The following is a 24,471-nucleotide window of genomic DNA, read 5'->3' on the forward strand; positions in this document are numbered from 1 at the left end:
GCCGTGGCATTTTCGTCATGCAGATCCGATGTGCGCTCGAGCATCTGGGCCTGTGTCGCGAGACAGATTGCGGGCTGCGCCGATCAGGCGGCGCACGGCGGCGCGCCTTGAGCCCCAACTTGGGTCGAAGGCGCCGGCGCGGCCCCTGCCGCTGATGACGCGCAGGAGCGCGCCGGCCAGCATAAAGGCCAGCGCGAACCATGTCAGCGCGTAAATCAGGTGGTTGTTCGGAAACCGCACGATCGTGAGCCCGCCGACCGGAGTGCCGCCCGGATTGGGCGTCGCATCGGCGTCGATGAAGAAGGGGGCGGTGTGCGACAATCCGTGCACGGCGGCGATGGCGGCGACGTCGCGGGAATACCAGCGGCCTGCCGCGGGATCGTTGCTGCGCAGGAAGCCGCCCTTTGGCTCTGACATCCGCAGCAGCCCGGTGATGCTGACTGGGCCTTGCGGCTCGCTGTCGCGCCGCGTCGCCGGATCGCGCTTGTCAGGCGGAACAAAGCCGCGATTGACTAGCACCGTGGTTCCGTCAGCTATCTGCAACGGGGTCAGCACCCAGAAGCCAGGGCCGTCTGTGGTGACGGCCTGCACCAGTGTCTCTTCGGCGTTGAGGAAGGTGCCGCGCACGGTGACGCGGCGATATTCGTCGCTCGTGGCCGTGACATCAGGCCATGACGAGGGAGGCGGCGGCGCTGTCGGCGCCGCATGCATGCGCTGTTCGACCCGTTCGATCAGCGCCAGCTTCCAGGTCCTGCGTTCGATCTGCCAGATACCGAGCGCGCTCAGCAGCACCACGCCCAGCATGCCGAGCGTGAGCAGCACAAGCGATGGTCTGGCAGAGCGCATCGTCACGGCATCTGGCTCATGTCGTGGATCGGCATCATGTTGATGTTGAGGTGATGCATGACCCACAGCGAGCCGGTCAGCGCGATCACCACCATGATCACGGTGAAGATCATCGCCATCATGGTCCAGCCGTTCTCGGACCGCGTGTTCATGTGCAGGAAGTACACCATGTGCACGACGATCTGGACCGCGGCGAGCACCAGAACGATCAGCGCGGTGACCTGCTTGTCGGCGATGGCGCCGGTCATCACCAGCCAGAACGGCACCGCGGTGAGGACGACGGAGAGGCCGAAGCCGATCAGATAGCTCTTCAGCGAGCCGTGTGCAGCCCCGTGATGGGCCGCGCCGCCATGGTCATCATGGCCGTGACCGCCGGCATTGGCTTCGAGAGTGCGGGCTTCTGTTGTCATCGCAGCATTCCCAGGAGATAGACGAAGGTGAAGACGCCGATCCAGACCACGTCGAGGAAGTGCCAGAACATGGAAAGGCACATCAGCCGGCGCCGGTTGGCTTCGATAAGGCCGAAGCGCGCGGTCTGCACCATCAGCGTCACCAGCCAGACCAGGCCGAAGGTGACGTGCAGGCCGTGGGTGCCGACCAGCGTGAAGAACGACGACAGGAAGGCGCTGCGCTGCGGCGTCGCGCCTTCATGGATCATGTGGGCGAACTCGGTGAGCTCGATGCCGAGGAAGGCGAGGCCGAACAGCCCGGTGATCGCGAGCCAGGCCTGCGTTGCGCCGATCCTCGATTTCTCCATCGTCAGCATGGCAAAGCCATACGTGATCGAGGAGAGCAGCAGCATCGTGGTGTTGAGCGCCACGAGCTTGAGGTCGAACAGGTCCTTCGGCGCCGGGCCGGCGGCATAGTTGCCGCCAAGCACGCCGTAGGTCGCGAACAGCATCGCGAAGATGAGGCAGTCGCTCATCAGGTAGATCCAGAAGCCCAGCATGGTGCTGGCGCCTTCCGGATGCGCGTGCTCGTCGATGACGTGAAAGACCGGTTCGGAGCCTTGTGTGGAGACGGTAGCAACGGTCATGTCTGGGCTCCTGCGGCGAGAACGCGCGTCCGCGCATCTTCGGTCCGCACCACCTCATCCGCCGGGATGTGGAAGTCGCGGTGATAGTTGAAGGTGTGGCCGATCGCGACCGCGAGCAGCGCAACGAAGCTGACGGCGGCAAGCCACCAGATGTACCAGATCAGGCCGAATCCCATCACCGTCGCGAAGGCTGCGAGGATGATGCCTGTGCCGGTGTTGGATGGCATGTGGATCGGCTTGAAGCCGGTCAGCGGCCGCCTGTAGCCGCGGCGCTTCATGTCCCACCAGGCATCGTTGTCGTAGACCACCGGTGTAAAGGCGAAGTTGTAGTCCGGCGGCGGCGACGAGGTCGCCCATTCCAGCGTGCGCGCATCCCAGGGATCGCCAGTGGTGTCCTTTAGTTGCTCGCGGCGCAGGATGCTGACCGCGAACTGCACCAGCATCGCGCCGATGCCGAGCAGGATCAGGAAGGCGCCGAAGGCGGCGATGACAAACCAGATCTGCAGCGACGGATCGTCGAACACGCGAAGCCGGCGGGTCACACCCATCAGGCCGAGCACATAGAGCGGCATGAAGGCGAAGTAGAAACCCGAGACCCAGAACCAGAACGACAGCTTGCCCCAGAACGGATCGAGCCTGAAGCCGAACGCCTTCGGGAACCAGTAGTTGATGCCGGCGAACAGGCCGAACAGCACGCCGCCGATGATCACGTTGTGGAAATGCGCGATCAGGAACAGGCTGTTATGCAGCACGAAATCGGCCGGCGGCACCGCGAGCAGCACGCCGGTCATGCCGCCGATCACGAAGGTCAGCATGAACGCCACCGTCCACATCATCGGCAGCTCGAAGCGGATGCGGCCGCGATACATCGTGAACAGCCAGTTGAACATCTTTGCGCCCGTCGGGATCGAGATGATCATGGTGGTGATGCCGAAGAACGAGTTCACGCTGGCGCCGGAGCCCATCGTGAAGAAGTGATGCAGCCAGACCAGATAGGACAGGATGGTGATGACGACGGTGGCGTAGACCATCGAGGTGTAGCCGAACAGCCGTTTGCCGGAGAACGTCGCGGTCACCTCGGAGAAGATGCCGAATGCCGGCAGCACCAGGATGTAGACCTCGGGATGGCCCCAGATCCAGATCAGGTTCACGTACATCATCGGGTTGCCGCCGAAGTCGTTCGTGAAGAAGTTGGTGCCGACGTAGCGGTCGAGCGACAGCAGCGCCAGCACCGCTGTCAGCACCGGGAAGGAGGCGACGATCAGGACATTGGTGCAGAGCGAGGTCCAGGTGAACACCGGCATCTTCATCATCGTCATGCCCGGCGCGCGCAGCTTGACGATGGTGCAGACCAGGTTGATGCCCGATAGCGTGGTGCCGACGCCGGCGACCTGTAGTCCCCATATGTAATAGTCGACGCCGACGTCGGGACTGTAGCCGATGTTCGACAGCGGCGGGTAGGCCAGCCAGCCGGTGCGGGCGAACTCGCCGACGAACAGCGACATCATCACCAGCACGGCGCCGCCGACCGTCATCCAGAAGCTGAAATTGTTGAGGAAGGGGAAGGAGACGTCGCGGGCGCCGATCTGCAGCGGCACCACGTAGTTCATCAGACCGGTCACCAGCGGCATCGCCACGAAGAAGATCATGATCACGCCGTGTGCGGTGAAGATCTGGTCGTAGTGATGGGCCGGGAGGTAGCCGTCGGAGCCGTTGAAGGCGATCGCCTGCTGCAGGCGCATCATCAGCGCGTCCGCGAAGCCGCGCAGCAGCATCACGATGCCGAGGATCATGTACATGATGCCGATGCGCTTGTGGTCGACGGTGGTGAACCACTCGCGCCAGAGATAGGTCCAGAGCCGGAAGTAGGTAACGATCGCGAACAGCGCGAGGCCGCCGGTCGCCACCACCGCGAAGGTGCCGACCAGGATCGGCTCGTGCAGCGGCAGCGCGTCCAGGTTGAGACGGCCGAAGATCATCTTGATGAGATCGGGATTCATGCGGCGCTCCTCAGGAGTCTGATTTCGGGCGCTGGCCGAGCAGCAAGGATGTCGATGACGGATGGGCGGGCGAGAACGGCGGGCGCTTCAGCCCGACGCCACGCAGCGGCGTCAGGTCGAGCGGCGCGAGCACGTCGCGCGACGGCGCGTCCTTGATCTCGTCCATCGCGCAGATGCCGGCGACGAAGGTCGGCTCAGCGCCGAGCGGCGCGCCGCGGCGGGCGTATTTGTCGTAAGTGAGCGGCAGCGTGTTGTTGAGGCCTTCGCGACCGAGGCCGCCCTTGGCGTCGATCGCCATCATCTCGCTCATGCACATCTTGCCGGGCTCGACGCACATGTTGAGGATCGCCTTGTAGAGATCGCGATCGACCGAGCGATAGAGACGGACCGGATCGTTCTGGCTCGGACGCTCGAGCTGCAGATAGTCGCTGCGGCCGAGCATGTTGGAGCTGGCCTTGGCGGTAGCGATCCACTTGTCGAAGTCGGAGCTCGACAGGCTCTTGAACTCGAAGTGCATGCCGGAGAAACCGGCGCCGCTGTAATTGGCGGAGAAGCCTCTGTAAGTACCTTCCTTGTTGGAGACCGCGTGCAGCTTCGTCTCCATGCCGGGCATGGCGTAGATCTGGCCGGCAAGCGCGGGGATGTAGAACGAGTTCATTACGGAAGAGGCCGTGATGCGGAAGCGGATCGGGCGGTCGACGGGAGCTGCGAGCTCGTTGACGGCGGCGACGCCGTAGTCCGGGTAGATGAACAGCCACTTCCAGTCGAGCGCGACCACCTCGACATTGAGCGGGGCGTCCTTGCTCTCGATCGGCTTGTCGGCGGCGATGCGGCCGAGCGAGCGGTAGGGATCGAGCAGATGCGTGCCCATCCAGGTCAGCGCACCGAGGCAAATGATGATCAGAAGCGGCGCCGACCAGATCACGAGCTCGAGTTGGGTCGAGTGATCCCACTCCGGCTCGTAGGGGGCTGCGGTGTTGGACTGGCGGTAGCGCCAGGCGAAGAAGATGGTCAGCGCCATCACCGGAAGCACGATGATGAGCATCAGCACGGTGGAGATCACGACGAGGTCGCGCTGCTGGATGGCGACGTCGCCGGCGGGGGCCAGGACGACGAAATCGCACCCGCCAAGCAGCGCCGCGAACGGCAATAAGGCCAATAATTTCAAGGCGCGCACGGCTCACCCCACTGGAATTTTATGAGTTCCGCCAAGGGGTAGCTGCGATGCAGCAAAGTTGACATTGGACAATTTGTCCAATGTTGCACTGCGGGATAGACGGTCAGAAGGTGAGGTGGACCGCGTGGCAAAGGCTGCCCGTGGCCTCATCTCTAGTCTGAGCATGATCTGTTCGGAAAACCGGTTTCCACGTTTCCGGATCAGGCTCCAAAGGACGGTTCTCCGGCGATGGCACAGGCCCCAGCAATGGCTCACGGCACCCCGACCGCGTCAGGTCACGGGCAGGCGAAACCCGGCGAAATCGCCATCGGCGTCATCATCGGGCGCACGTCGGAATTCTTCGACTTCTTCGTCTACGCGATCGCCTCGGTGATCGTTTTTCCGAAGCTGGTGTTCCCGTTCGTCAATGAACTGACCGGCACGCTCTATTCATTCGGGATCTTCGCGCTGGCCTTTGCCGCGCGGCCGCTCGGCACCGTCATCTTCATGGCGGTCGACCGCCGCCACGGCAAGGGCGCCAAGCTGGTCATCGCGCTGTTCCTGCTCGGCACCGCCACGGTCGCGCTCGCGTTCCTGCCCGGCTACGACACGATCGGCGTCGCGGCGATCTGGCTGCTCGCCGCCGCGCGCGTCCTGCAGGGCATTGCCTGGGGCGGCGCGTGGGACGGCCTCGCCTCGCTGCTCGCGATGAACTCGCCGGCGAATCGCCGCGGCTGGTACGCGATGGTGCCGCAGCTCGGCGCGCCGCTCGGGCTGATCGTGGCGAGCGCGCTGTTCGCGTTCTTCGCCGGCAACCTCTCGGCGGATGATTTCTTCGATTGGGGCTGGCGCTATCCGTTCTTCGTCGCATTCGCCATCAACGTCGTGGCGCTGTTCGCACGCCTGCGCATGGTGGCGACGGATGAATATTCCGAGCTGTTCGAAAGCCGCGACCTGGAGCCGGCGCGTGTCGGCGAGACGGTGGCGCAGGAGGGCCGCAACATCCTGCTCGGCGCCTTTGCGCCGCTGGCGAGCTTTGCGCTGTTCCACATGGTCACGGTGTTTCCGCTGTCCTGGGTGTTCCTGTTCACCAAGGAAAGCCCGGTGCGCTTCCTGATCATCGAGATGATCGGCGCCATGGTCGGCGTCTTCGCGATCATAGCCTCCGGCATGATCGCCGACCGCGTCGGGCGCAAGCCGCTGCTGCTGGGGTCCGCGGTCGCGATCGCGGTCTATAGCGGGTTCGCCCCGCAGTTGCTCGACGCCGGTGCGTTCGGCGAGACGATCTACATGGTGCTCGGCTTCGTGCTGCTCGGGCTGTCGTTCGGCCAGTCGTCGGGCGCGATCGCCTCGAACTTCGCGCGGACCTATCGCTACACCGCCTCGGCGCTGACCTCGGATTTCGCCTGGCTGTTCGGCGCCGGCTTTGCGCCGCTCGCTGCACTGCTGCTGGCGACGCATTTCGGCCTGATTTCGGCCGGCGCGTATCTGTTGTCGGGCGCGGTGTGGACGCTGCTCGCGCTGTGGCTCAGCGGCCTGCGCGAAGCGGAAGTCAATTAGTCCCGTAGCCCGTCTCCTGCTTGTAGCCCGGATGCAGCGAAGCGAAATCCGGGACCGCTCTCACCGCGGATAGTCCTGCCCCGGATTGCGCTGCGCTTCATCCGGGCTACCGAGCTTCGCTTAGCGAAACAGCCCGTCGACGCGGAACGAATACCCCAGGCCGACGATGTAGTTCGGCGAATTGCGGTTGAGCCCGAACGCGAAATGGAGATCGAGCTGCTGGGTCGGTGTGAGCCGGTACAGGCCGCCGGAATTGATCAGCTGGGTCGGCCGCGCGCCATCGGGATAGTCGCCGACATATTCGGTGAACACGCTGATCCGCTCGGTCAATTTCTTCTCGATCACGAAGGTCGTTTCCGACATGTGCTGGCCGGTCAGCTCGGCGGGGCGGAAGAATTCCGTGAACATGCCGCTGAGGCCCCAGCCGTCAGGCAGCTCCCAGGACCATGGCAGCTGGATGTAGGGCTGCGCGCCGCGCCCGGCGATGGCAGCCGCGCCGGTCGGCAGCGCGACGCCGGCGGTGATCGACAGGTCGATCTTTCCCGGCACCGGGCTGATCTGCCATTTGAGTCCGGGAGCGACGTCGGAAAAGCCCGAGGCGCCCGGCGATCTCACACTGCCGGTATAGCTCGGCAGGTCGATCAGGACCTCGAGGCAGGGCGCGATGCCGAGCCGCCAACGGCTGTTGCTGCCGTCGATGCTGCGGCCACTGTTGCGGCCGGTGACGTTGACGCCGTTTTCGCTCTGCAGGCTTCCGACCGGCACGACGATACTCGAATTGGTGACGTCGGGCCGGTCGGTCGCAATTTCGTCGCTCGGCTTGGGACAACCGTCCGCGCGCGCGGCGGTGGCTGCTGCGAGGGTGAGCGCAGCAAGCACGCACCCGATTTCGGCAAGTCGAGCGACGGCGCCGAACCGATTGTGAAACACTGGGGATGCTCCAAAAACCCGGCGCCGCTGCGGAGGTGGCAGCTTGGATAGTGATCGGCCAATGCCGCGGATATTCCTCGCGGGCCAAAAAAATCATCCGCGCCGGCCGCTGCAGCGATTGGAGAGACCGCGCGGGCGGGCAAATTTCGGGGAATAGAATGGCAGCCCGGCGGCTCCTGTTGTGGTGGCAAACAGGAGGCCCCCGGGAATGACCATTCGTTCGATCGCAGGCGTGCTAGCGCCGCGGCAGGCCAAAATCGCCGCGATGGCGGCCATTGCGATCCTGATCGCCCTGAACAGCGCCCGCGCGGCGGGTGATCCGGCGCGCGGCGCCACGCTGTACCAGGGCTGCGGCGATTGCCATTCGATCGAGAAGAACGACGTCGGTCCGATGCACAAGGGGGTGGTGGGCCGCCTTGCCGGCTCGGTCGCGGGCTACAATTACTCGCCGGCGCTGAAGAACTCGAAGATCGTATGGACCGAGGCCAATCTCGACAAATGGCTCTCTGGTCCGGACGCGATGGTGCCGGGCACCAAGATGTTCTACGAGGTTCAGGATCCGAAGGACCGTGCCGACATCATCGCCTTCCTCAAGGAGAAGGCGAAGTAGGGCGCCAAGCTTCTCCACCCGTCGTCCCGGCGAAAGCCGGGACCCATTACCACCATAGGTGATTGTTGGAAGCGGCTGGGGCCCACGGCGCGCTCGAACAACGCTGCCCTGTGGTTATGGGTCTCGGCTTTCGCCGGGACGACGGCGGTAGTGAGGCGCGAGCGGGGGCTTCCTGTCGTCAATCTACCACGATCTTGACGCGGTCGCGCGGCTTCACCTGGGCGTGGGCGTCGAGGCCGTTGAGCACGCGGAAGCGCTCGGCCGGATGATCGACGCCGGCCATGCGATGCGACAGCGATTCCACGGTATCGCCGGGCTGCACGTTGATGACCTTGATGCGCAGCGGGCGCGCGGCCTGGATCTCGTCGAGCGTCAGGCGGCGGAACGAGTTGACGGTCTCGCGCGCGTTGCGCTCACTCTCGGTGGATTTCTGCTTGGCGGCGAAGATGAAACGGTAGACGTCGCTGCCGAAGCGCAGCGCGTAGACCTTGAACTGCCACTGGTCGCCATGGGCGGTGGCCGATGCCGCCGGAAAGCCGTTGATATTGAGGTCCTCGGTCGAGGACTTCTCGACGCCTTCCATCCAGCCGGAATTCAGATAGTCGCCGAGCGACTGTTCGGCCGGCACCCGCACCACGTCGAAGCGCATCGCCTGGCTGCCGCCCTCGCGCACGCCGATCACCGCCTGCGCGGTGTTGTCGAGCGTGAAATTGTCGGGCGCGGTGAAGGTGAAGCCGAGCTTGGGATGCAGGAAGCGGCGCCCGCGCACAAAACCTTCGCTGGGATCCTCGCCATAGACGATGTTGTCGATCGCGGCGAGATAGGTCTCGCGGTCGCGCTCGTTGCTCTCGGGCGATGAGTATTGCCGCGCGGTGGTCTGCGCATTGGCGATGCGCTCCGGCGTTGCCGGATGCGAGGAGGTGAAATCCTGCGCACGCGGATCGAGCGCGGTCTTGCCGATCTTGAGTGCGGCATTGCGCTCCATCGCGGTCAGGAAGCGGGCCGCGCCGTAGGGATCGAAATGCGCGCGCGCGGCGATCCCGACGCCGATGCCGTCGGCCTCGAACTCCTGCTGTCGCGAGAAGCTCGCCATCGTCAGCTTGGTCTTGGCAAGCGCCAGCGCCGTGAGATCGGGATCGGTGCTCATGTCGGTGACGACGCGCGTCACCACCGCCGCCTGGCGCGCCTGGTCCTCGCGCATCGCGGCATGCTTGGCCAGCACATGCGCCATCTCGTGGCTCAGCACCGAGGAGAGCTCGGAGGTGTCGCTGGCGAGCGCGATCAGGCCGCGCGTGACGTAGAGCTGGCCGGTCGGCAGCGCAAAGGCGTTCACCGCGCCGGAATTGAGGATCGTCACCTTGTAGGCCTGGTCGGGCCGTTCAGACGCAGCGACCAGCCGGTCGACGGTCTTGCCGATCAGCGCCTCGAGCTTCGGGTCGTCATAGGCGCCGCCATAGGATGACAGGATGCGCTCATGCTCGCGCTCGCTGTTGGGCGTCTGCTGCACCACCCGGTTCGGCTTCACCGGCGCCGCCGCCGCGGTCGGCGCGACCTGCTCGAAGCGGCCGACATTGCCGCAGGCCGACAGCGTCAGGGCCGCGCAGACGAGCGCCAGCGCAGCCGAAAGCCGGCGGCCAGTTCCATCTTCACGCCGTCCAGCGCGCTCAATCACGTCAAAAACCCACAAACTGTCCCGTAATCGGCCAGGCCGTGACCTGTGGGCCCCTAATTCCCGCCGAGTACTTCAATCTGCCCCACCCGGAGCAATTCGATTCGCGGCCCACGTCGTGCTTCCACCCAGCCTCGCACTCGAATCCTACGATTTTCCAGAGACTTGGGCGCAAGCCCGGCCGCCTCAAACGCAGGGACTATGCGCCTTGAAATAGTCAGAGCAAAGTCCCGTGTCCAGTTTCGGCCGAAATTCAGGTAGGTCGTCGCCCCCGCCTGACGCACGGACAAAACCCTGCCCTCGACGACGGTAAAGCGCCCGATGCCGGCCAAAATATCGTCCGGACTTTCGGCGTTTTTTATGACCGTGGACTCGGCCCAGGTTCCCGATCGGGCGGCCCGCGCCTCGGCCTCCGCCGCCATCAGCGTACTGACACAGTCCCTGTCGGCGATCTCGGATGAGACCAGCGCGAGGCCCTGGCGCAGCAACTCGCTTTGTACGGGATGCTCGTTGCCTTCGAGGAATGCGTAGGCCGGCTGCCGGCCGTAGCGGTCCGGCGTGTCGTCCTGTCCGCGCAGCGTCACCTCGCGTCCGACCAGCAGCGCCGACAGTACTGTGGTGGCCTTCGCCCGGTCCGCCACCTCGATGCCGGCGAGCTTGACCTCGCGGCCGTCGTCCAGCCGCAGGCTGCGCGCATCGACCACAGCGGCGACGCGACCTTCGCCTTGAATCTCGAAATTGCATCCGGCTGCGTGGCTTGCCCCGCAAGCAAGCAGCATCGTGTAGGCGAGGAAAGTGCCGCGAGCCAGCATCGGCAGATTCTGCATCGACAATACCTGCATGGGTCGATCTTCGCACATCTTGACCATTCCGTTCAGCGGAAAACACGTGTCAGCTCCGCGGCTTGCCGCTGTGGATGGCATACGGCATGATCCGGCCCTCGAAACGGACCTGATGGAATTGGGTCCGCGCTTCAAGGGAGGATTTGAATGAGACGGGTTTTGGCCGGCGTGTTGGCCTGTGTGTTTGCGATCTCGGCGAATGCGTCGCTGGCGCAGGACAAGCCTCCGCTGAAGCTCGGCGGCATCCTCGATATGTCGAGCCTCTATGCCGACATCACCGGTTCGGGCAGCGAAACCGCCGCCAAGATGGCGGTGGAGGATTTCGGCGGCACGGTGCTCGGCCGCAAGGTCGAGATCGTGGTCGGCGACCATCTCAACAAGGCCGACCTTGCCGCCAACATCGCCCGCGACATGATCGACAACCAGGGCGTCGAGATGATCTTCGACGTTGCGGCGTCCGCGACTGCGCTCGCCGCCGGCGAGATCGCCAAGGCGCGCGGCAAGATCATCATGTTCAACGGCCCCGGCTCGATCCGCCTCTCCAACGAGGCCTGCGGCCCCTATACCGTGCACTACGTGTTCGATACCTTCGCGCAGGCCAATGTGACGGGCCTTGCCGCGGTGAAATCCGGCCTCGACACCTGGTTCTTCCTGACCGCGGACTATGCGTTCGGCCAGGACCTGGAAAAGGACACCAGCAATGTCGTGGTGAAGTCCGGCGGCAAGGTGCTCGGCAGCGTGCGGCATCCGATCAATACCTCGGACTTCTCCTCCTTCCTGCTGCAGGCGCAGGCCTCCAAGGCCAAGGTGATCGGGCTCGCCAATGCCGGCGGCGACACCATCAACGCGATCAAGCAGGGCGCCGAGTTCGGCATCACCAAGGGCGGTCAGAAGATCTCGCCGCTGCTCGCTTTCGTGACCGACATCGACAGCGTCGGGCTCGAGACCGCGCAGGGGCTGCTGCTGGCGGAAGCGTTCTATTGGGACCTCAATGACGACGCCCGCGCCTTCACCAAGCGCTTCATGGAGCGCACCAAGCGGGTGCCGACCTCGGCGCAGGCCGGCGTCTACTCCTCCGTGACGCACTATCTGAAGGCGGTGAAGGCCGCCGGCACCACGGACGCGGCCGCCGTCATGAAGGTGATGAAGGAGACCCCGATCAACGACATGTTCGCCAAGAACGGCCGGATTCGCGAAGACGGCCGCATGGTGCACGACATGTATCTGTTCGAGGTCAAGAAGCCCTCGGAATCGAAGGGGCGCTGGGACGACTACAAGCTGCTCGCGACCGTGCCGGGCGACCAGGCGTTCCAGCCGCTGTCGGAGTCGCGCTGCCCGCTGGTGAAGAAGTGACGAAGTCATCCCGGGGCGATGCGCAGCATCGAACCGGGATCTCGAGGTTCCGGATCTGGTGCTTGCGCACCATCCCGGAACGACGGCGCAACCAACAACAACGAAAGGCAAAACGCCATGAGCGATAATCAGATGGTTCTCCAATCCCTCGACAAGGGCCTGCTCACCATCACCATGAACCGCCCGGATCGGCGCAATGCGCTCAATCCCGACATGACGCGCGGCCTGGTCGAGGCGGCGCGGCGTGCGCAGGACGATACCGAGGTGCGTGCGGTGCTGATTAGGGGCGCCGGCGGCACCTTCTGCGTCGGCGGCGACGTCAAGTCGATGGCCGAAGGCCGCGCGCCGCTGCCGTTCGAGGCCAAGATGGCCAATTTGCGCCGCGGCATGGAGGTCTCGCGCATCCTGCACACGATGCCGAAGCCGGTGGTGGCGCAGCTCGACGGCGCGGCGGCCGGCGCCGGGCTCTCGATCGCGCTGTCCTGCGACCTGCGCGTCGCCAGCGCCTCCTGCAAGATCACCACCGCCTTTGCCAAGGTCGGCTTCTCCGGCGACTACGGCGGAACGTACTTCCTGACCAAGATGCTCGGCAGCGCGAAAGCGCGCGAGCTCTACATGATGTCGCCGGTGCTGTCGGCGCAGGAGGCCTACAACCTCGGCATGGTCTCCAAGGTGGTGCCCGATGCCGACGTCGAGGCCGAGACGCTGGAGCTGGCGCGCTCGCTGGCGCAGGGCCCGTCAGTCGCGCTCGGCTACATCAAGCGCAACATCAATAACGCCGAGACCATGACGTTAGAGGCCTGCTTCGACGGCGAGGCGATCCACCACACCCGTGCCGGCGAGACCACCGACCACAAGGAAGCGGCCAAGGCGTTCGTCGAGAAGCGCAAGCCCACTTTCCAGGGGCAGTAAGCCGTGACCAATTCCATGGCCGAGTACATGCGGCTGCGGCAGATCTGCTTGGTGGCGCCGCAGCTTGCGCCGGTGATCGGGGACATTTCCGCGATCATGGGCCTCGACGTCTGTTACCGCGACGGCAACGTCGCCAAATACGGTCTCGAGAACGCGCTGCTTCCGGTCGATACGATCCTGCTCGAGGTGGTTGCGCCGTTCCAGCCGGGGCCGGGCACCGCGGCCGGCCGCTTCATCGAAAAGACCGGCGGCCGCGGCGGCTACATGGCGATCTTCGCTTGCGAGGATCCCGACGCGCGCGGCGCCAAGGCCAATGCAATCGGCGTGCGCACCGCCAACGTGATCACGCACGCGCCGTATCACGGCGTGCAGCTGCACCCGCGCGACTGCCGCGCCGCCTTCATCGAGTTCAACCACACCGACGGCAGCGACGACGTGCTGGGGCCGTACCCGCCGGCCGGCCCGGATTGGCAGAAGTCGATCCGCAAGGACACGACCCTGGCGCTGACCGAGGTCGAGATGCAGAGCCCCGAGCCGCAGGCATTGGCGGCGCATTGGGGGAAGATTGTCGGTATTCCCGCTGCTGATGCCGTGGTGAAGCTGCCGAACGCGACCTTCCGCTTCGTCAAGGGCGATAGCGAGATCATGAGCGGCTTGACCTTCAAGGTCGTCGACAAGGCCAGGGTGGTGGATGCTGCGCGAGTCAGGGGCTGTGCCGTGAAGGGCGATGAACTCCAGCTTTGCGGCGTATCGTTCAAGCTGACGGACTGATGTCGTAGCCCGGATGGAGCGCAGCGAAATCCGGGGCCACTCCGTCCGCGGTTGGACCGCCCCCGGATTGCGCTGCGCTCCATCCGGGCTACGCAGCGCCAACCCCGTCATCCTGAGGTGCGAGCGAAGCGAGCCTCGAAGGATGCATCGGCCACCAGCCGGGCCGATTCATCCTTCGAGACGGCCGCATTGCGGCCTCCTCAGGATGGCGGGGTAAGGTTGAGCCCGCGGCAACGATCCAATATCGTCGAGCGCAACAAGAACAATTGGAACGCCCCCATGCCGCATCCGCTCGAAACCTTCTTCGCCCCAAAGAGCATCGCGCTGATCGGCGCCTCGCGCGATCACGAGAAGATTCCCGGGCGGCTGCTCGCGATGTTGCGCAAGAACGGCTATCCGGGCGGGCTCTATCCGATCAATCCGAACTATGACGAGATCGACGGGCTCAAATGCTTCAAGTCGATCGCCGATATCGGCGCGCCGGTCGATCTCGCCGTCATCGTCATTCCGGCGCGTGCGGTGCTGTCGGCGCTGGAACAATGCGCGGCTGCCGGCGTCAGGAACGCGGTCATCATTTCGTCCGGCTTTGCCGAGGAGGGCGGCGACAGCGCAGCGATGCAGGATGCGATCGTGGCGCTGGCGAAGCGGACGGGAATGCGGATCAGTGGCCCGAACGCCGAAGGATTTTACAGCCAGGTGCAGAAGGTCGCCGCGACCTTCAGCCCGACCGTCGACGTCAAGCCGGATGCGCCGGATCTGGTCGCGACCAAGCGGCGGATCGGCATCGTCGCGCAGAGCGGCGGCATCGGCTTTGCGATCTATCATCGCGCCAAGGCGCTTGGTGTTGCGCTCAGCTATGTCGTGAGCGCCGGCAATGAGAGCGATCTCGGCGCCGGCGAATTCCTCGACTACATGGTGCAGGATCCCGCGACCGACGTCATCCTGCTGTTCATCGAGGGCATCCGCGACGTCGACAAGTTCCTTGCGGCGGCGAAGCGCGCGGCAGAGCTCGGGAAGCCTGTCATCGTAACCAAAGTGGGTCGTTCCGGCGCCGGCGAGCGCGCGGCGGCCTCGCACACCGCGAGCATGGCGGGCTGGTCGGCGGCCTATGACGCGGTGTTCGCCAAATACGGCTTCATCGTCTCCAACGACCTCGACGAGGCCGTGACGATTGCTGCCGTATTGACCACAAATCCGCTGCCGAAGGGCGACCGTGTCGCGGTGCTGACGGTGTCCGGCGGCGCCGGCATCTGGGGCGCCGACACCGTGTCGATGCAGGGCCTGCGCGTGCCGGAGCTCTCAGTCGCGATCCAGAGCCAGATCAAGCAATGGATGCCGTCTTACGGCGCGGCGGGCAACCCGGTCGACGTCACCGCGCAGGGCGTCTCCTCCGGCGGCCTGCAGAAGAGCATCGAGCTGTTCGACGCGTCAGATGAAGTGGATGCGACCCTGGTCGTGCTGTCGCTGTCGAGCGAGACGCGGATGCCGTTCAAGGAAGCCGAGCTCAAGCCTCTGATTGCGGCGCAGAACAAGCCGGTGGTGTTCTATTCCTATACGCTGCCGTCGCCATTCGCGCGGCAGGAGCTCGCGAAGTCGGGCGTGGTAGTGCTCTCCGGGCTGACCCATGTCGGCGTCGCGATGCGGCGGCTGGCGGACTATGCAGCCTTCAAGCCCACGCCCGAGATGGCGGCATCTGCCTCGCAGATGCGCGACCTTTCTGTGCATCTCACAGCGAAGACGCTCTCCGAACATGACAGCAAGTCGCTGCTGCGCGCGGCCGGCATCACGTTGCCCGATGAAATTCTGGTGACCGATCGCGACGGGCTCGACGCGGCGATCGAGCGGGCTGGATTCCCGCTGGTCATGAAGATCCAGTCGCCCGCGATCGCGCACAAGAGCGAGGTCGGTGGCGTTCGCGTCAACATCGCGGCCAAGGGCGCGGCGTTCACCGCCTATCGCGACATGCTGGAGAGCGTGCAGCAGCAGCGGCCGGACGCTGCGATCCAGGGCGTGTTGGTCGGGCCGATGGCGAAGAAGGGCGTCGAGATCATCGTCGGCACCATGCTGGATGCCACGTTCGGGCCGATGGTGATGGTAGGCCTTGGCGGCATTACCACCGAGCTGTTCAAGGACGTCATCTATCGTCCGGCGCCGGTGAGCCCGGCCGAGGCGACCATGATGCTGCAGACGCTGAAGGCCGCGCCGCTGCTGCACGGCTTCCGTGGCGCGCCGAAGGCCGATGTCGCGGCGCTCGCGCAGTTGATCTCGCAGATCTCAGTGCTGGCGGCGCAGCACCGCAGCGAGATCGCCGAGATCGAGGTCAATCCGGTGCTGGTGCATCCGGAAGGACAGAGCGTGACGATCGTCGATGCGCTGGTTGTGCCGAAAGGCTAGCGAGCTATCTCCCCACCGTCGTCCCGGGCTTGACCCGGGACCCATACGCCGTGGCCCGCGGAAAGGCACAAGGGGAGACGGCTTGCCTCGCTACTCGCATCGGTGGTTATGGGTCCCGGCTTTCGCCGGGACGACGCATTGAGAGAGCGGTGCTCGCGTCTCACCGCCCCTTGAAGTTGGCGACGCGGCGCTCGGCGGTGGCCTTGACGCCTTCCTTGAAGTCTTCGGTCGCGCGCAGCTTGGTCTGCTCGGCCAGCTCATGGTTGGTTGCGGCGAGCACGCGGTCGGCGAGGCCGGCGCGCATCGTGGCGCGGGTCGAGACCAGGCCGAGCGGTGAGCATTCGGCGATCTCCTGCGCGAGCTTCATCGCCTCGGCCCGCACCTGATCTTGCGGCACCAGCACATTGGCGAGACCCCAGCGATAGGCTTCCTCGCCGGTGACGCGGCGGCTGGTGTAGAACATCAGCTCCGCATTGTTCTTGCCGATCAGTTCCGGCAGCGTGGTGGTCAGGCCGAAGCCTGGATGGAAGCCGAGTTTCGTAAAATTCGCCGCGAAACGCGCTTCCGGGCAGGCGACGCGGAAGTCGGCGGAGACCGCAAGGCCGAGGCCGCCGCCGATCGCGGCGCCGTGGATCGCCGCGACGATCGGCTTCTTGTTGCGGAAGATGCGCACCGCCTGAACATAGAGATGGTTGATCGGCAGGTTGGAAGCCGGATCGCTCTTGGACCGCTCCTCCTGCTCCTGGCGGGCCGGGTCGCCGAAATTGGCGCCGGCGCAGAACGCCTTGCCCTGGGCTGCGAGCACCGAGGCGCGGATCTCGATGTTGTTGTCGAACTCCTCCAGCGCGTCGGCGATCTGGTTGATCAGCGCGACGTCGAAGAAATTCAGCGGCGGCTTGCGGATTTCGATCAGGCCGACATGGCCGTGGGTCTCGACGCCGATATCAGTATACTTGGTCATGATCTGTCCTCGTTGAACTAACGCAAGCCCAAACCGCGGGCGATGATGCCGCGGAGCACTTCGGTGGTGCCGCCCTGGATCGTCAGCTTGGGCGCGGTCTTGATGGCGAAATCGAGCTGCTTTTCCAGCGTCTCGCGATTGGTCGCGGTCTCCTCGACGAACGCCGCGAGATCGCGGACGCGATGCGGCAGCTGTTGCTCCCACACCGTGCCGATGTCCTTGACGATGGAGGCCTCCACCACCGGCTCCTTGCCGGCCTGCAGCATGCCGGCGACCGACACCGACATGCGGCGCATGGTGTGCACCTGCGCCACCAGACGGCCGATACCCTCGGCGCTGCGGGTATCCGGATTCTTGCCGACGGCGCGCACCAGCTCGGTGAGCACGTAATAGGTTTCGAGGAAGCGCTCGGGGCCGGAGCGTTCATAGGCGAGCTCGGACGTCGCCTGCTTCCAGGCGCCGTCGACTTCGCCCAGCACGTGATCGTCGGGTACGAAGTAATCGGTGAACACCACCTCGTTGAATTCGAACTGCCCGGTGATCTGGCCGATCGGATTCACCTCGATGCCCGGCTGTTTCATCTTGACCAGGAACTGGGTCAGGCCGTGGCGGCGGTTTTCCTTGGTCGGCGGCGAGGTGCGGAAGATTGCGATCATGTAGTCGGCGATGTGCGCCGACGAGGTCCAGATCTTGGTGCCGTTGATCAGATAGCCGCCATCGGTCTTGGTGGCGCGGGTCTTCGCCGCGAACAGGTCGGAGCCGGAGTTCGGCTCGCTCATGCCGATGGCAAAGCAGACCTCGCCGCGGCAGATCCGCGGCAGGATATCCATCTTGATGTGCTCGGGCGCGTATTTCAGAAGCACCGGCCCGCTCTGGCGGTCGGCAACGAAGAAGCGCCGGGTCGGCGCGTTCGCCACCCGCATCTCCTCGGTCACCACGTAGCGTTCGAGGAACGAGCGTTCCTGGCCGCCATACTTCTTCGGCCAGGTCATGCCGAGCCAGCCCTTGGCGCCGACGCGGCGGGAGAATTCCGGCGCGTCATTGTCCTCGCGGTTCGGAGCGTGGGGATCGAAGGTGCCGGCGGCGATTTCCTCGGCGAGGAAGGCGCGCACCTCCTTGCGGAGCTGCTCGCATTTCTCCGGCAGGCGGATCGGATCGAAACGAAGGGCTGCGGTCATGATGTCCAGTCCTGATCTTTCTGCCTGATCTCAGCGCGAAGCCACCAGCGGCCACAATTCATCGGCGCCGCGCTCGGCGACGAGCTTGCCGAGCTCCACCGCCCAGTAGCTCTCCGAGCCGAAATCGTCGCGCCACGCCAATGCGCGCAGCGAATAGCGGTGCAGGATGTGCTCGATGGTGAAGCCGATCGCGCCATGCACCTGGTGGGCGATGCTGCTGCCTTTCTCGGCCGCTTCCGAGCAGCGGATCTTTGCCGCCGCGGCTTCGAGGAACACCGCGTCATTGTCGAGCGATGTCGCGCTCGCGATGGTGTCAGCCGCCGAAGTTGCGGCGGCCAGCGCTGCTGCGGACTCGCCGGCGAGGCGTGCGAGGTTGTGCTGCACCGCCTGGAACTTGGAGATCTTCTTCTCGAACGCGACGCGTTCGTTGGAATAGCGCACGGAGATGTCGAGCATCGATTCCAGAGAGCCTGCAATTTGCAGGCTGCGCACCACGCCGCCCATCAGCATCAGCGTGGTCTGGTCAAAGCCCTTGGGTGCCGGCCTGGTCGTGACCGGCTGCACCTTGTCGAGCGTGACGGTGTCGTTGTGATCGCCGCCTAGCCCGATGCCGGTTTCGATCCGGCACTTCGCGGCATCGACCAGCGCGATCGAGATGCCGCCATTGCCGCTCGCCAGCACCGCGAAATGTTTTGCGTCCTTGGCAAACGGCACGCCGCGGGTGCGGCCGGAGAGCGAGCCGTCAGCGCCAACCGTGACGCGGTCCTTCGGGCTTGCCGGCAGCACGGTCATCTCGCCTTCCGGGGAGGTGATCTTGCCTTGCGTCAGCAGCCAGCCCGCCAGCATTGTTTCGGCCAGCGGAACAGCGATCGCGTGCCGTCCGGCGACGTTGAGGACGCTGAAACCTTCCGCGAGACTGGCGCCGGAACCGCCGAGATCGTCGGGCACCCAGGAGAGCGGCAGGCCGGCTTCGGTCAGCGCCTGCCACAGCGGCGCCTTCCATGCGCCGTGCTTGTCGTGATTGATGGTTTGGGCATCCGCGAGATCGGCGAAAATCTTTTCCGCGGTCTCGGCGACGATGTTCTCACTCTCCGCCACAGCGTTCCTCGTGTTGATTGGCTTGGGGCTCGCCGTTCGGCTGGCCCTGCTTGCGGTGTTGTCTTGCGCTCAATGATGCGGAAAAGCCATAGCCGTGACAAGCGTTGCCCGCAGGGCCACTTGCGCGGATGGCATGAAGCCGGCCCCGATGCATGAATTCCGCATAGTGAACTTTCGACCGCCTTGGTTTGTATGCCACGCGCGGAAGCAAATTGACCGGCGACATAAGTTCAGTCCGCCAGATGAAACTCGATCGCCTTCCGCATCAGGTCGGCGAACTCGGTCTCCTGTGTGACCAGCGCGTCGTTCAGTCCGGCCACGCACAGCACCAGCGGCTCGTTCGATTCCGCTGATGGCGGCAGGTTCATGGCAACGGCGCCCGCGCCCGGCGTGACCAGGCCGAGCGAGAAGGCATGCCCCTTGGCGCGGACCTTCTTCAGCTCTAGCAGCAACGCCTTGATGTCGATCTGCCGATCGGGTCGCGGCTCGTTGGCGTTGATCAGGCGCACCAGGCGGCGGACCTCCTTGTCCGGATAGGCCGACAGCAGCGCGTAACCCGATGCGGATCGCGCCAGCGGCCGCAGCGTTCCGGCCTTGACATAGAGCCGCATCGGCAGTGTGGCCTGAACGATATGGACATATTGCGCGCTGAGCCCGTTGCGCACTGCGAGCATGATGGTCTCCCCGGTTTTCTCGGAGAGTTCGTTCATCAAATTGATCAGGCGCCCCCGCGTGAACAGCGCCGGGCTCAGCCAGTGCCCCAGCATCGAGATCCGCGGCGTCGGGATATAGGTGCGGCGGCTGGTGTCGTAATGCAGATAGCCGAACGCGGTCATCGTCCGCATCAGCGCCGAGGTGCTGGACTGCGGGAATTTGAGCGCGGCTGCGACCTCGATGGCGGAAGCGGCGCGCTGGTGCTCCTCGAAGAATTCGAGCACGTCGAACACGCGCCGCGCCGACTTGACCGCATTGTCCATCTTCGGCAGGTCGCGCGAGGTATCGCCGGGGAAATCGGGGCCGTCGAAAGACCGCGGGCCGGCGACCGGGCCGGCTTTCGCTGCATCTTTCTTCGCCACCGGCATCGCTATCGTCCCTGCTGTGCCACCCGCCGCTTCAGCCACCAGCCATATTGCTCGGGCCAGCTCGTCCACTCGGGATCGCATCCGAGCGCGAGTGCCGTCTGCGCGGGCCAGTTCGGATTCCACAGCAGTTCGCGGCCGAGTGCAATAAGCGTCGCCTTGCCGTCCCGCAAGATGGCTTCTGCGTAGTCCGGCTCGCGGATCAGCCCGACCGCGACCGTCGGCATGCCCGCTTCCTTCTGGATGCGCTCGGCGAACGGCACCTGGAAGCCCGGGGTGCGTGACACCAGCGAATTGCCGCGCGGCAGCTTCATGCCGCCCGATGAGCAGTCCACCATGTCGATCCCGATCGCCTTCAGCTCGGTGGCAAATGCGATCGAGTCCTCGATCGACCAGCCGATGTCGACGCCGTCGACCGACGAGATGCGGACGAAGGCCGGCAGGTGGTCGGGCCATTCCTCGCGCATGATCGCAGCGATCCGCAGCGGCAGACGCATGCGATTTTCGCGCGACCCGCCGTACTCGTCGTTGCGGTTGTTGGCGAGCGGCGACAGGAACGAGTGCATCAGGTAGCCGTGCGCGCAGTGCAGCTCGATGACGTCGTAACCGGCGGCCCTGGCGCGGCGAAACGCCTGGTGGTAATCGTCGACCAAGGCATCGATCTGCTCTGAAGTCAGCATCTGCGGTGCCGGCCAGCCGTCGTCGAAGGGAATGCCGCTCGAGGCCGCGATCTGCCACGGGCCTTCACCGCGGGCCCTGATGTCGGCCTCGCCGAGCGGATTGCCGCCTTCCCACGGCCGCTGCGCCGAGCCCTTCCGGCCGCCATGTGCGATCTGGATTGCGGCCTTGGCGTTGAAGCTGTGGATCAGCGCGGCGAGGGCGGCGTGGTCCGCGATGTGCGTATCGTCCCAGATGCCGAGGCATCCATGGGTGATGCGTCCCTGGACGTTCACCGAGCTCTGCTCGACGAACACGAGACCGGCGCCGCCGGCGGCGAGCTTGCCGATATGCGCGGTGTGCCAATCGGTGGCGCGCCCGTCCTGCGCCGAATAGGTCGCCATCGGCGAGACCATGATCCGGTTCTTCAGTTCGAGGTCGCGGAGTTGCAGCGGGGTAAAGAGCAGCGGCAGTTCGGTCATGCGATGTCCAGCCTTGCTTGTGGTTTCTTGCCTGTGGTCTTGCGAATTCGTGAGAGCATCACTTCTTCAGCAGCGGGCATGCGCTCTCCTCGGGCGTCGCAAACGCTTCCTTGCCGGGGATGACCTGAACCAGTTTCTCGTAATCCCAGGCGCCCTTGGATTCCGCCGGCGATTTCACCTGCACGAGATACATGTCGTGGATCAGCTGGCCGTCCGCGCGCAGGAAGGCATTGCGGGCAAAGAAGTCGTCGATCGGCATGTCTTTCATCTGCGCGATCACCTTGGGACCGTCGTCGGTACCGGACTTCTGCACCGCCTTGAGATAGTTCATGACAGCGGAGTAGAGGCCGGCCTGCACCATGGTCGGCCGCTTGTTGGTCCTGGCCATGAAACGCGCGGCGAAGTCGCGGGTCTTGTCGTCGAGATCCCAATAGAACGCGGTCGCGAGTTGCAGCCCCTGGGCGGCCTGCAGACCGATCGCATGGATGTCGCTGGTCTGCATCAGGAAGGCCGCCAGCTTCTGGTTCTGCGCCAGCCCGAATTCCTGCGCCTGCCGGATCGAGTTGGCGAGGTCGCCGCCGGTATTGGCGAAGGCGATCACATCCGCTTTCGAGCTCTGGGCTTGCAACAGATACGACGAGAAATCCATGCTGTTGAGCGGGTGCCGCACATCGCCGACGATGCTGCCGCCGACCTTCTCCACGGTCTTGGCCGCGTCGTTACGCAACGCGTGGCCGAAGGCGTAGTCGACCGTGACGAAATACCAGCTCTTGGCGCCTTCCTTGGCCAGCGCCCGAACCGTGCTGTTGGCAAGCGCATAGGTGTTGTAGGTCCACTGCACCGAATTGGCCGAGCAGCCCTTTCCGGTCAGATCGGAGGAGCCGGCCGACGACACCAGCATCGCCTTGTTCTTCTGCTTGGTGAGTTCGAGCACGGCGAAGGCCACAGCCGAGTTGGCGAAATCGACGATGACGTCGACATTCTCCTGCTCGTACCAGCGCCGCGCGATGCCGGCGCCGATGTCTGCCTTGTTCTGATGGTCGGCATCGACCATCGCGATCGGCTTGCCCAACACCTTGCCGCCGAAATCCGCGATCGCCATCCGGACCGCTTCGACCGCACCGGGGCCGGCAGCGTCGGCATAGAGGCCGGCCTGATCGGTTAGCACGCCGATCTTCACCATGTCGTCGGAGATCTGCGCGTGCGATGGTGCGGCTGCGAAGGTGGCCGTCAGCAATGCAGTGCTCGCGGCGAGCCATCCGTAACTCGATGTCATTGTCCCTGGTTTCCTCTAGTTCGATTGCCTTATGGCGTTGGTCTTTTCTTGCCGCAGGTCGATCATGTCAGGATGCGCCTGCGGGTCCTTGTCCGGGCCGAGCAGCGTGTGCTTCTGGATCTTGTTGGTCGAGGTCAGCGGCAGCTCGCCGACGAAGGCGATCCATGCCGGTAGCTTGAAGGGCGCGAGGCGCTCGCGGCAGTATCGGAAGATCTCCTGCGCAAGTTCGCGTGACGCGTCGGCGCCGTCGTTGATGACGATGAAGGCCGCAACCTCCTCGTCGCGGATCGGATCGTGTGCGGCAACGACCGCCGCCTGTTTGACCAGGTCGGATGTGGTCAGAACGGCCTCGATCTCCGCCGCCGAAATGTTTTCGCCGGCGCGCCGCACCAGATGCTTCAACCGGTCGACGAACACGAACGCGCCGTCCTCGTGTTGCCAGGCGCTGTCGCCGGTATGAAACCAGCCACCGCGCCAGGCCTGCTCGGTGGCCTCGGGGTCTTTCAGATAGCCCGAGAAGAAGCCGCGCCGCGGCGTCGCTTCGGAATGACGCACGCAGAGTTCGCCGACCGTGCCCGGCGGCACAGCGTTGTCGTCGGCATCGAGGATCGTCATTTCGAGGCCGGGCACGCTGCGGCCGATGGTGTTGGTCTCGAGATGGCGCGGCTCGACCGTGTTGAACGGACTGCGTCCGGTCTCCGTCATGCCCCAGCCCTCGACGAACGGGATGCCGAAGCGCTCGCGGGCCCGCGCGCGCTGCTCGGGATTGGCGCCGACGCCCATCGAGAAGCGGAGCGCATGGGCCTGCTCGTCCGGCGTCTCCGGCTGGGCGAGCAGGGCCGCGACGATCACGCCGAGATAGTGCAGCACCGTTGCGCGGCAGGAGACGATGTCGCGCCAGGCCAATTTCGCGTGGAAGCGCTCCGGCAGGATCAGGCAGCCGCCGGTCAGCATCATCGCGATCGGGGTTAGCGTCAGGCCGGCCATGTGGAACAGCGGCAGCGGGCTGTAGAGGCGCTCCGCTCCGGCATGATAGGTCGCCTCGCCGCCGTGGCTGACGTACCAGCGGCCGGTCGAGACCACGTACTCGTTGGTCAGGATGCAGCCCTTCGGACGCGCCGTCGTGCCCGACGTGTAGAGCAGCGCTGCCTCGGTCTCGTTTCCCGGCTCGCCGGCGCGCGGTGGCGGCCGCTGCGCCTGCGGGATTTTCCCAACGCTCATGCTGAGATCGTCGCCGGACACCTCGAGCACGGGCACAGTGCCAGTCAGCGCCTTCTGCAACTCCTTCTGGTCGTGCAGCGTGACGATCAGGTCGGGCTCGGCATGCGCAAAGAGATACGCGATTTCCGCCGCGCGATAGGCCGGGTTGATCGGAACGATCGAGACCCCGAGGCCGTTGAGCGCCAGCCAATGCACGATGAAATCGGGCCGGTTCTCCAGCAGCAGGCAGGCGCGGTGTCCATGGCCGAGGCCGGCTGCGCGGTAGTGTTCGCGCAATGCGCAGACCTGCCGCGCAATGTCGCCATAGGACAGTTCGACGCCATCGGGAAAATAGCCGCGGTCGGGACGCGCGGGAATGCAGAGGAAGGGTTTGAACGCTGCCGCATCTGCAGTTGCAGCGAACACGCTGAACACGGTGTACATCGTGGCGAAGCTTCCCT

The 24,471-nt window shown here is 65.0% G+C and carries 21 protein-coding genes; 6 read left to right on the forward strand and 15 right to left on the reverse strand.

Annotation, left to right across the window (positions count from 1 at the left end):
- Positions 1 to 15: 15 nt before the first annotated feature.
- From AC066Y_RS11990 to cyoA, 5 genes are read right to left on the reverse strand one after another with little or no spacing between them, the layout of a single operon-like run.
- The gene (locus AC066Y_RS11990; protein WP_478274232.1) at positions 16 to 846 is read right to left on the reverse strand and encodes an SURF1 family protein; all 831 of its coding nucleotides are present in this window, start codon (positions 844 to 846) and stop codon (positions 16 to 18) included.
- A gap of 2 nt (positions 847 to 848) precedes the next feature.
- Positions 849 to 1,256 (reverse strand): cytochrome o ubiquinol oxidase subunit IV, encoded by a 408-nt coding sequence (gene cyoD / locus AC066Y_RS11995; RefSeq protein WP_173640166.1) that lies wholly within the window; start codon positions 1,254 to 1,256, stop codon positions 849 to 851.
- The gene (cyoC, locus tag AC066Y_RS12000; protein WP_478274042.1) at positions 1,253 to 1,882 is read right to left on the reverse strand and encodes a cytochrome o ubiquinol oxidase subunit III; all 630 of its coding nucleotides are present in this window, start codon (positions 1,880 to 1,882) and stop codon (positions 1,253 to 1,255) included. The genes cyoD and cyoC overlap by 4 nt, the downstream gene beginning before the upstream one ends.
- Positions 1,879 to 3,882 carry a cytochrome o ubiquinol oxidase subunit I gene (gene cyoB / locus AC066Y_RS12005; protein WP_478274043.1) on the reverse strand — a complete coding sequence of 668 codons (2,004 nt, stop codon included), beginning with the start codon at positions 3,880 to 3,882 and terminating at the stop codon, positions 1,879 to 1,881. Before cyoB ends, cyoC begins: the two co-directional genes overlap by 4 nt.
- A 10-nt stretch (positions 3,883 to 3,892) precedes the next feature.
- Entirely contained in the window at positions 3,893 to 5,059 is a 1,167-nt protein-coding gene (gene cyoA / locus AC066Y_RS12010) for a ubiquinol oxidase subunit II (protein ID WP_478274044.1), read from the reverse strand.
- Positions 5,060 to 5,305: 246 nt separating this feature from the next.
- Between cyoA and AC066Y_RS12015 the strand changes: the two genes are divergently transcribed.
- Entirely contained in the window at positions 5,306 to 6,598 is a 1,293-nt protein-coding gene (locus tag AC066Y_RS12015) for an MFS transporter (RefSeq protein WP_478274045.1), read from the forward strand.
- Between the two features lie 120 nt (positions 6,599 to 6,718).
- On the opposite strand, the gene AC066Y_RS12020 is transcribed toward AC066Y_RS12015, so the two are convergent.
- A complete protein-coding gene (locus AC066Y_RS12020; RefSeq protein WP_478274046.1) occupies positions 6,719 to 7,528 on the reverse strand; it encodes a transporter in 810 nt (269 codons plus the stop codon).
- A 208-nt stretch (positions 7,529 to 7,736) separates the two neighbouring features.
- On the opposite strand from AC066Y_RS12020, the gene AC066Y_RS12025 reads away from it, so the two are divergent.
- Positions 7,737 to 8,138, forward strand: coding sequence for a c-type cytochrome (locus tag AC066Y_RS12025; RefSeq protein WP_478274047.1), 402 nt, complete (start codon positions 7,737 to 7,739; stop codon positions 8,136 to 8,138).
- Between the two features lie 178 nt (positions 8,139 to 8,316).
- On the opposite strand, the gene AC066Y_RS12030 is transcribed toward AC066Y_RS12025, so the two are convergent.
- Both AC066Y_RS12030 and AC066Y_RS12035 read right to left on the reverse strand, forming a co-directional pair.
- Positions 8,317 to 9,810: a M48 family metalloprotease gene (locus tag AC066Y_RS12030; protein ID WP_478274048.1), complete on the reverse strand. Its 1,494-nt coding sequence runs from the start codon at positions 9,808 to 9,810 to the stop codon at positions 8,317 to 8,319.
- Between the two features lie 53 nt (positions 9,811 to 9,863).
- Positions 9,864 to 10,586 (reverse strand): thermonuclease family protein, encoded by a 723-nt coding sequence (locus AC066Y_RS12035; RefSeq protein ID WP_478274233.1) that lies wholly within the window; start codon positions 10,584 to 10,586, stop codon positions 9,864 to 9,866.
- 210 nt (positions 10,587 to 10,796) lie between these two features.
- Between AC066Y_RS12035 and AC066Y_RS12040 the strand changes: the two genes are divergently transcribed.
- The 4 genes from AC066Y_RS12040 (at position 10,797) to AC066Y_RS12055 (ending at position 16,079) form a co-directional block, all read left to right on the forward strand.
- On the forward strand, positions 10,797 to 12,002 hold the full coding sequence (locus AC066Y_RS12040; protein ID WP_478274049.1) for an ABC transporter substrate-binding protein: 1,206 nt from the start codon (positions 10,797 to 10,799) through the stop codon (positions 12,000 to 12,002).
- A gap of 117 nt (positions 12,003 to 12,119) precedes the next feature.
- The gene (locus tag AC066Y_RS12045; protein WP_095731620.1) at positions 12,120 to 12,914 is read left to right on the forward strand and encodes an enoyl-CoA hydratase; all 795 of its coding nucleotides are present in this window, start codon (positions 12,120 to 12,122) and stop codon (positions 12,912 to 12,914) included.
- A gap of 15 nt (positions 12,915 to 12,929) precedes the next feature.
- Positions 12,930 to 13,685, forward strand: coding sequence for a VOC family protein (locus AC066Y_RS12050; RefSeq protein WP_478274234.1), 756 nt, complete (start codon positions 12,930 to 12,932; stop codon positions 13,683 to 13,685).
- 279 nt (positions 13,686 to 13,964) lie between these two features.
- A complete protein-coding gene (locus tag AC066Y_RS12055) occupies positions 13,965 to 16,079 on the forward strand; it encodes an acetate--CoA ligase family protein (RefSeq protein ID WP_478274050.1) in 2,115 nt (704 codons plus the stop codon).
- Positions 16,080 to 16,239: 160 nt separating this feature from the next.
- On the opposite strand, the gene AC066Y_RS12060 is transcribed toward AC066Y_RS12055, so the two are convergent.
- From AC066Y_RS12060 to AC066Y_RS12090, 7 genes are all read right to left on the reverse strand, one after another.
- Positions 16,240 to 17,040: an enoyl-CoA hydratase/isomerase family protein gene (locus tag AC066Y_RS12060; RefSeq protein ID WP_173640178.1), complete on the reverse strand. Its 801-nt coding sequence runs from the start codon at positions 17,038 to 17,040 to the stop codon at positions 16,240 to 16,242.
- A gap of 17 nt (positions 17,041 to 17,057) precedes the next feature.
- On the reverse strand, positions 17,058 to 18,218 hold the full coding sequence (locus AC066Y_RS12065; protein ID WP_456720040.1) for an acyl-CoA dehydrogenase family protein: 1,161 nt from the start codon (positions 18,216 to 18,218) through the stop codon (positions 17,058 to 17,060).
- 30 nt (positions 18,219 to 18,248) lie between these two features.
- Positions 18,249 to 19,316, reverse strand: coding sequence for an acyl-CoA dehydrogenase family protein (locus tag AC066Y_RS12070; protein WP_478274051.1), 1,068 nt, complete (start codon positions 19,314 to 19,316; stop codon positions 18,249 to 18,251).
- 230 nt (positions 19,317 to 19,546) lie between these two features.
- On the reverse strand, positions 19,547 to 20,398 hold the full coding sequence (locus AC066Y_RS12075; RefSeq protein WP_478274052.1) for an IclR family transcriptional regulator: 852 nt from the start codon (positions 20,396 to 20,398) through the stop codon (positions 19,547 to 19,549).
- Between the two features lie 2 nt (positions 20,399 to 20,400).
- Positions 20,401 to 21,534, reverse strand: coding sequence for an NADH:flavin oxidoreductase/NADH oxidase (locus AC066Y_RS12080; protein ID WP_478274053.1), 1,134 nt, complete (start codon positions 21,532 to 21,534; stop codon positions 20,401 to 20,403).
- A gap of 58 nt (positions 21,535 to 21,592) precedes the next feature.
- Positions 21,593 to 22,810 (reverse strand): ABC transporter substrate-binding protein, encoded by a 1,218-nt coding sequence (locus AC066Y_RS12085; protein ID WP_478274054.1) that lies wholly within the window; start codon positions 22,808 to 22,810, stop codon positions 21,593 to 21,595.
- Between the two features lie 15 nt (positions 22,811 to 22,825).
- Positions 22,826 to 24,454 carry an AMP-binding protein gene (locus AC066Y_RS12090; RefSeq protein WP_478274055.1) on the reverse strand — a complete coding sequence of 543 codons (1,629 nt, stop codon included), beginning with the start codon at positions 24,452 to 24,454 and terminating at the stop codon, positions 22,826 to 22,828.
- Positions 24,455 to 24,471: the final 17 nt, after the last annotated feature.

The organism is Bradyrhizobium sp. USDA3010 (assembly GCF_056429065.1).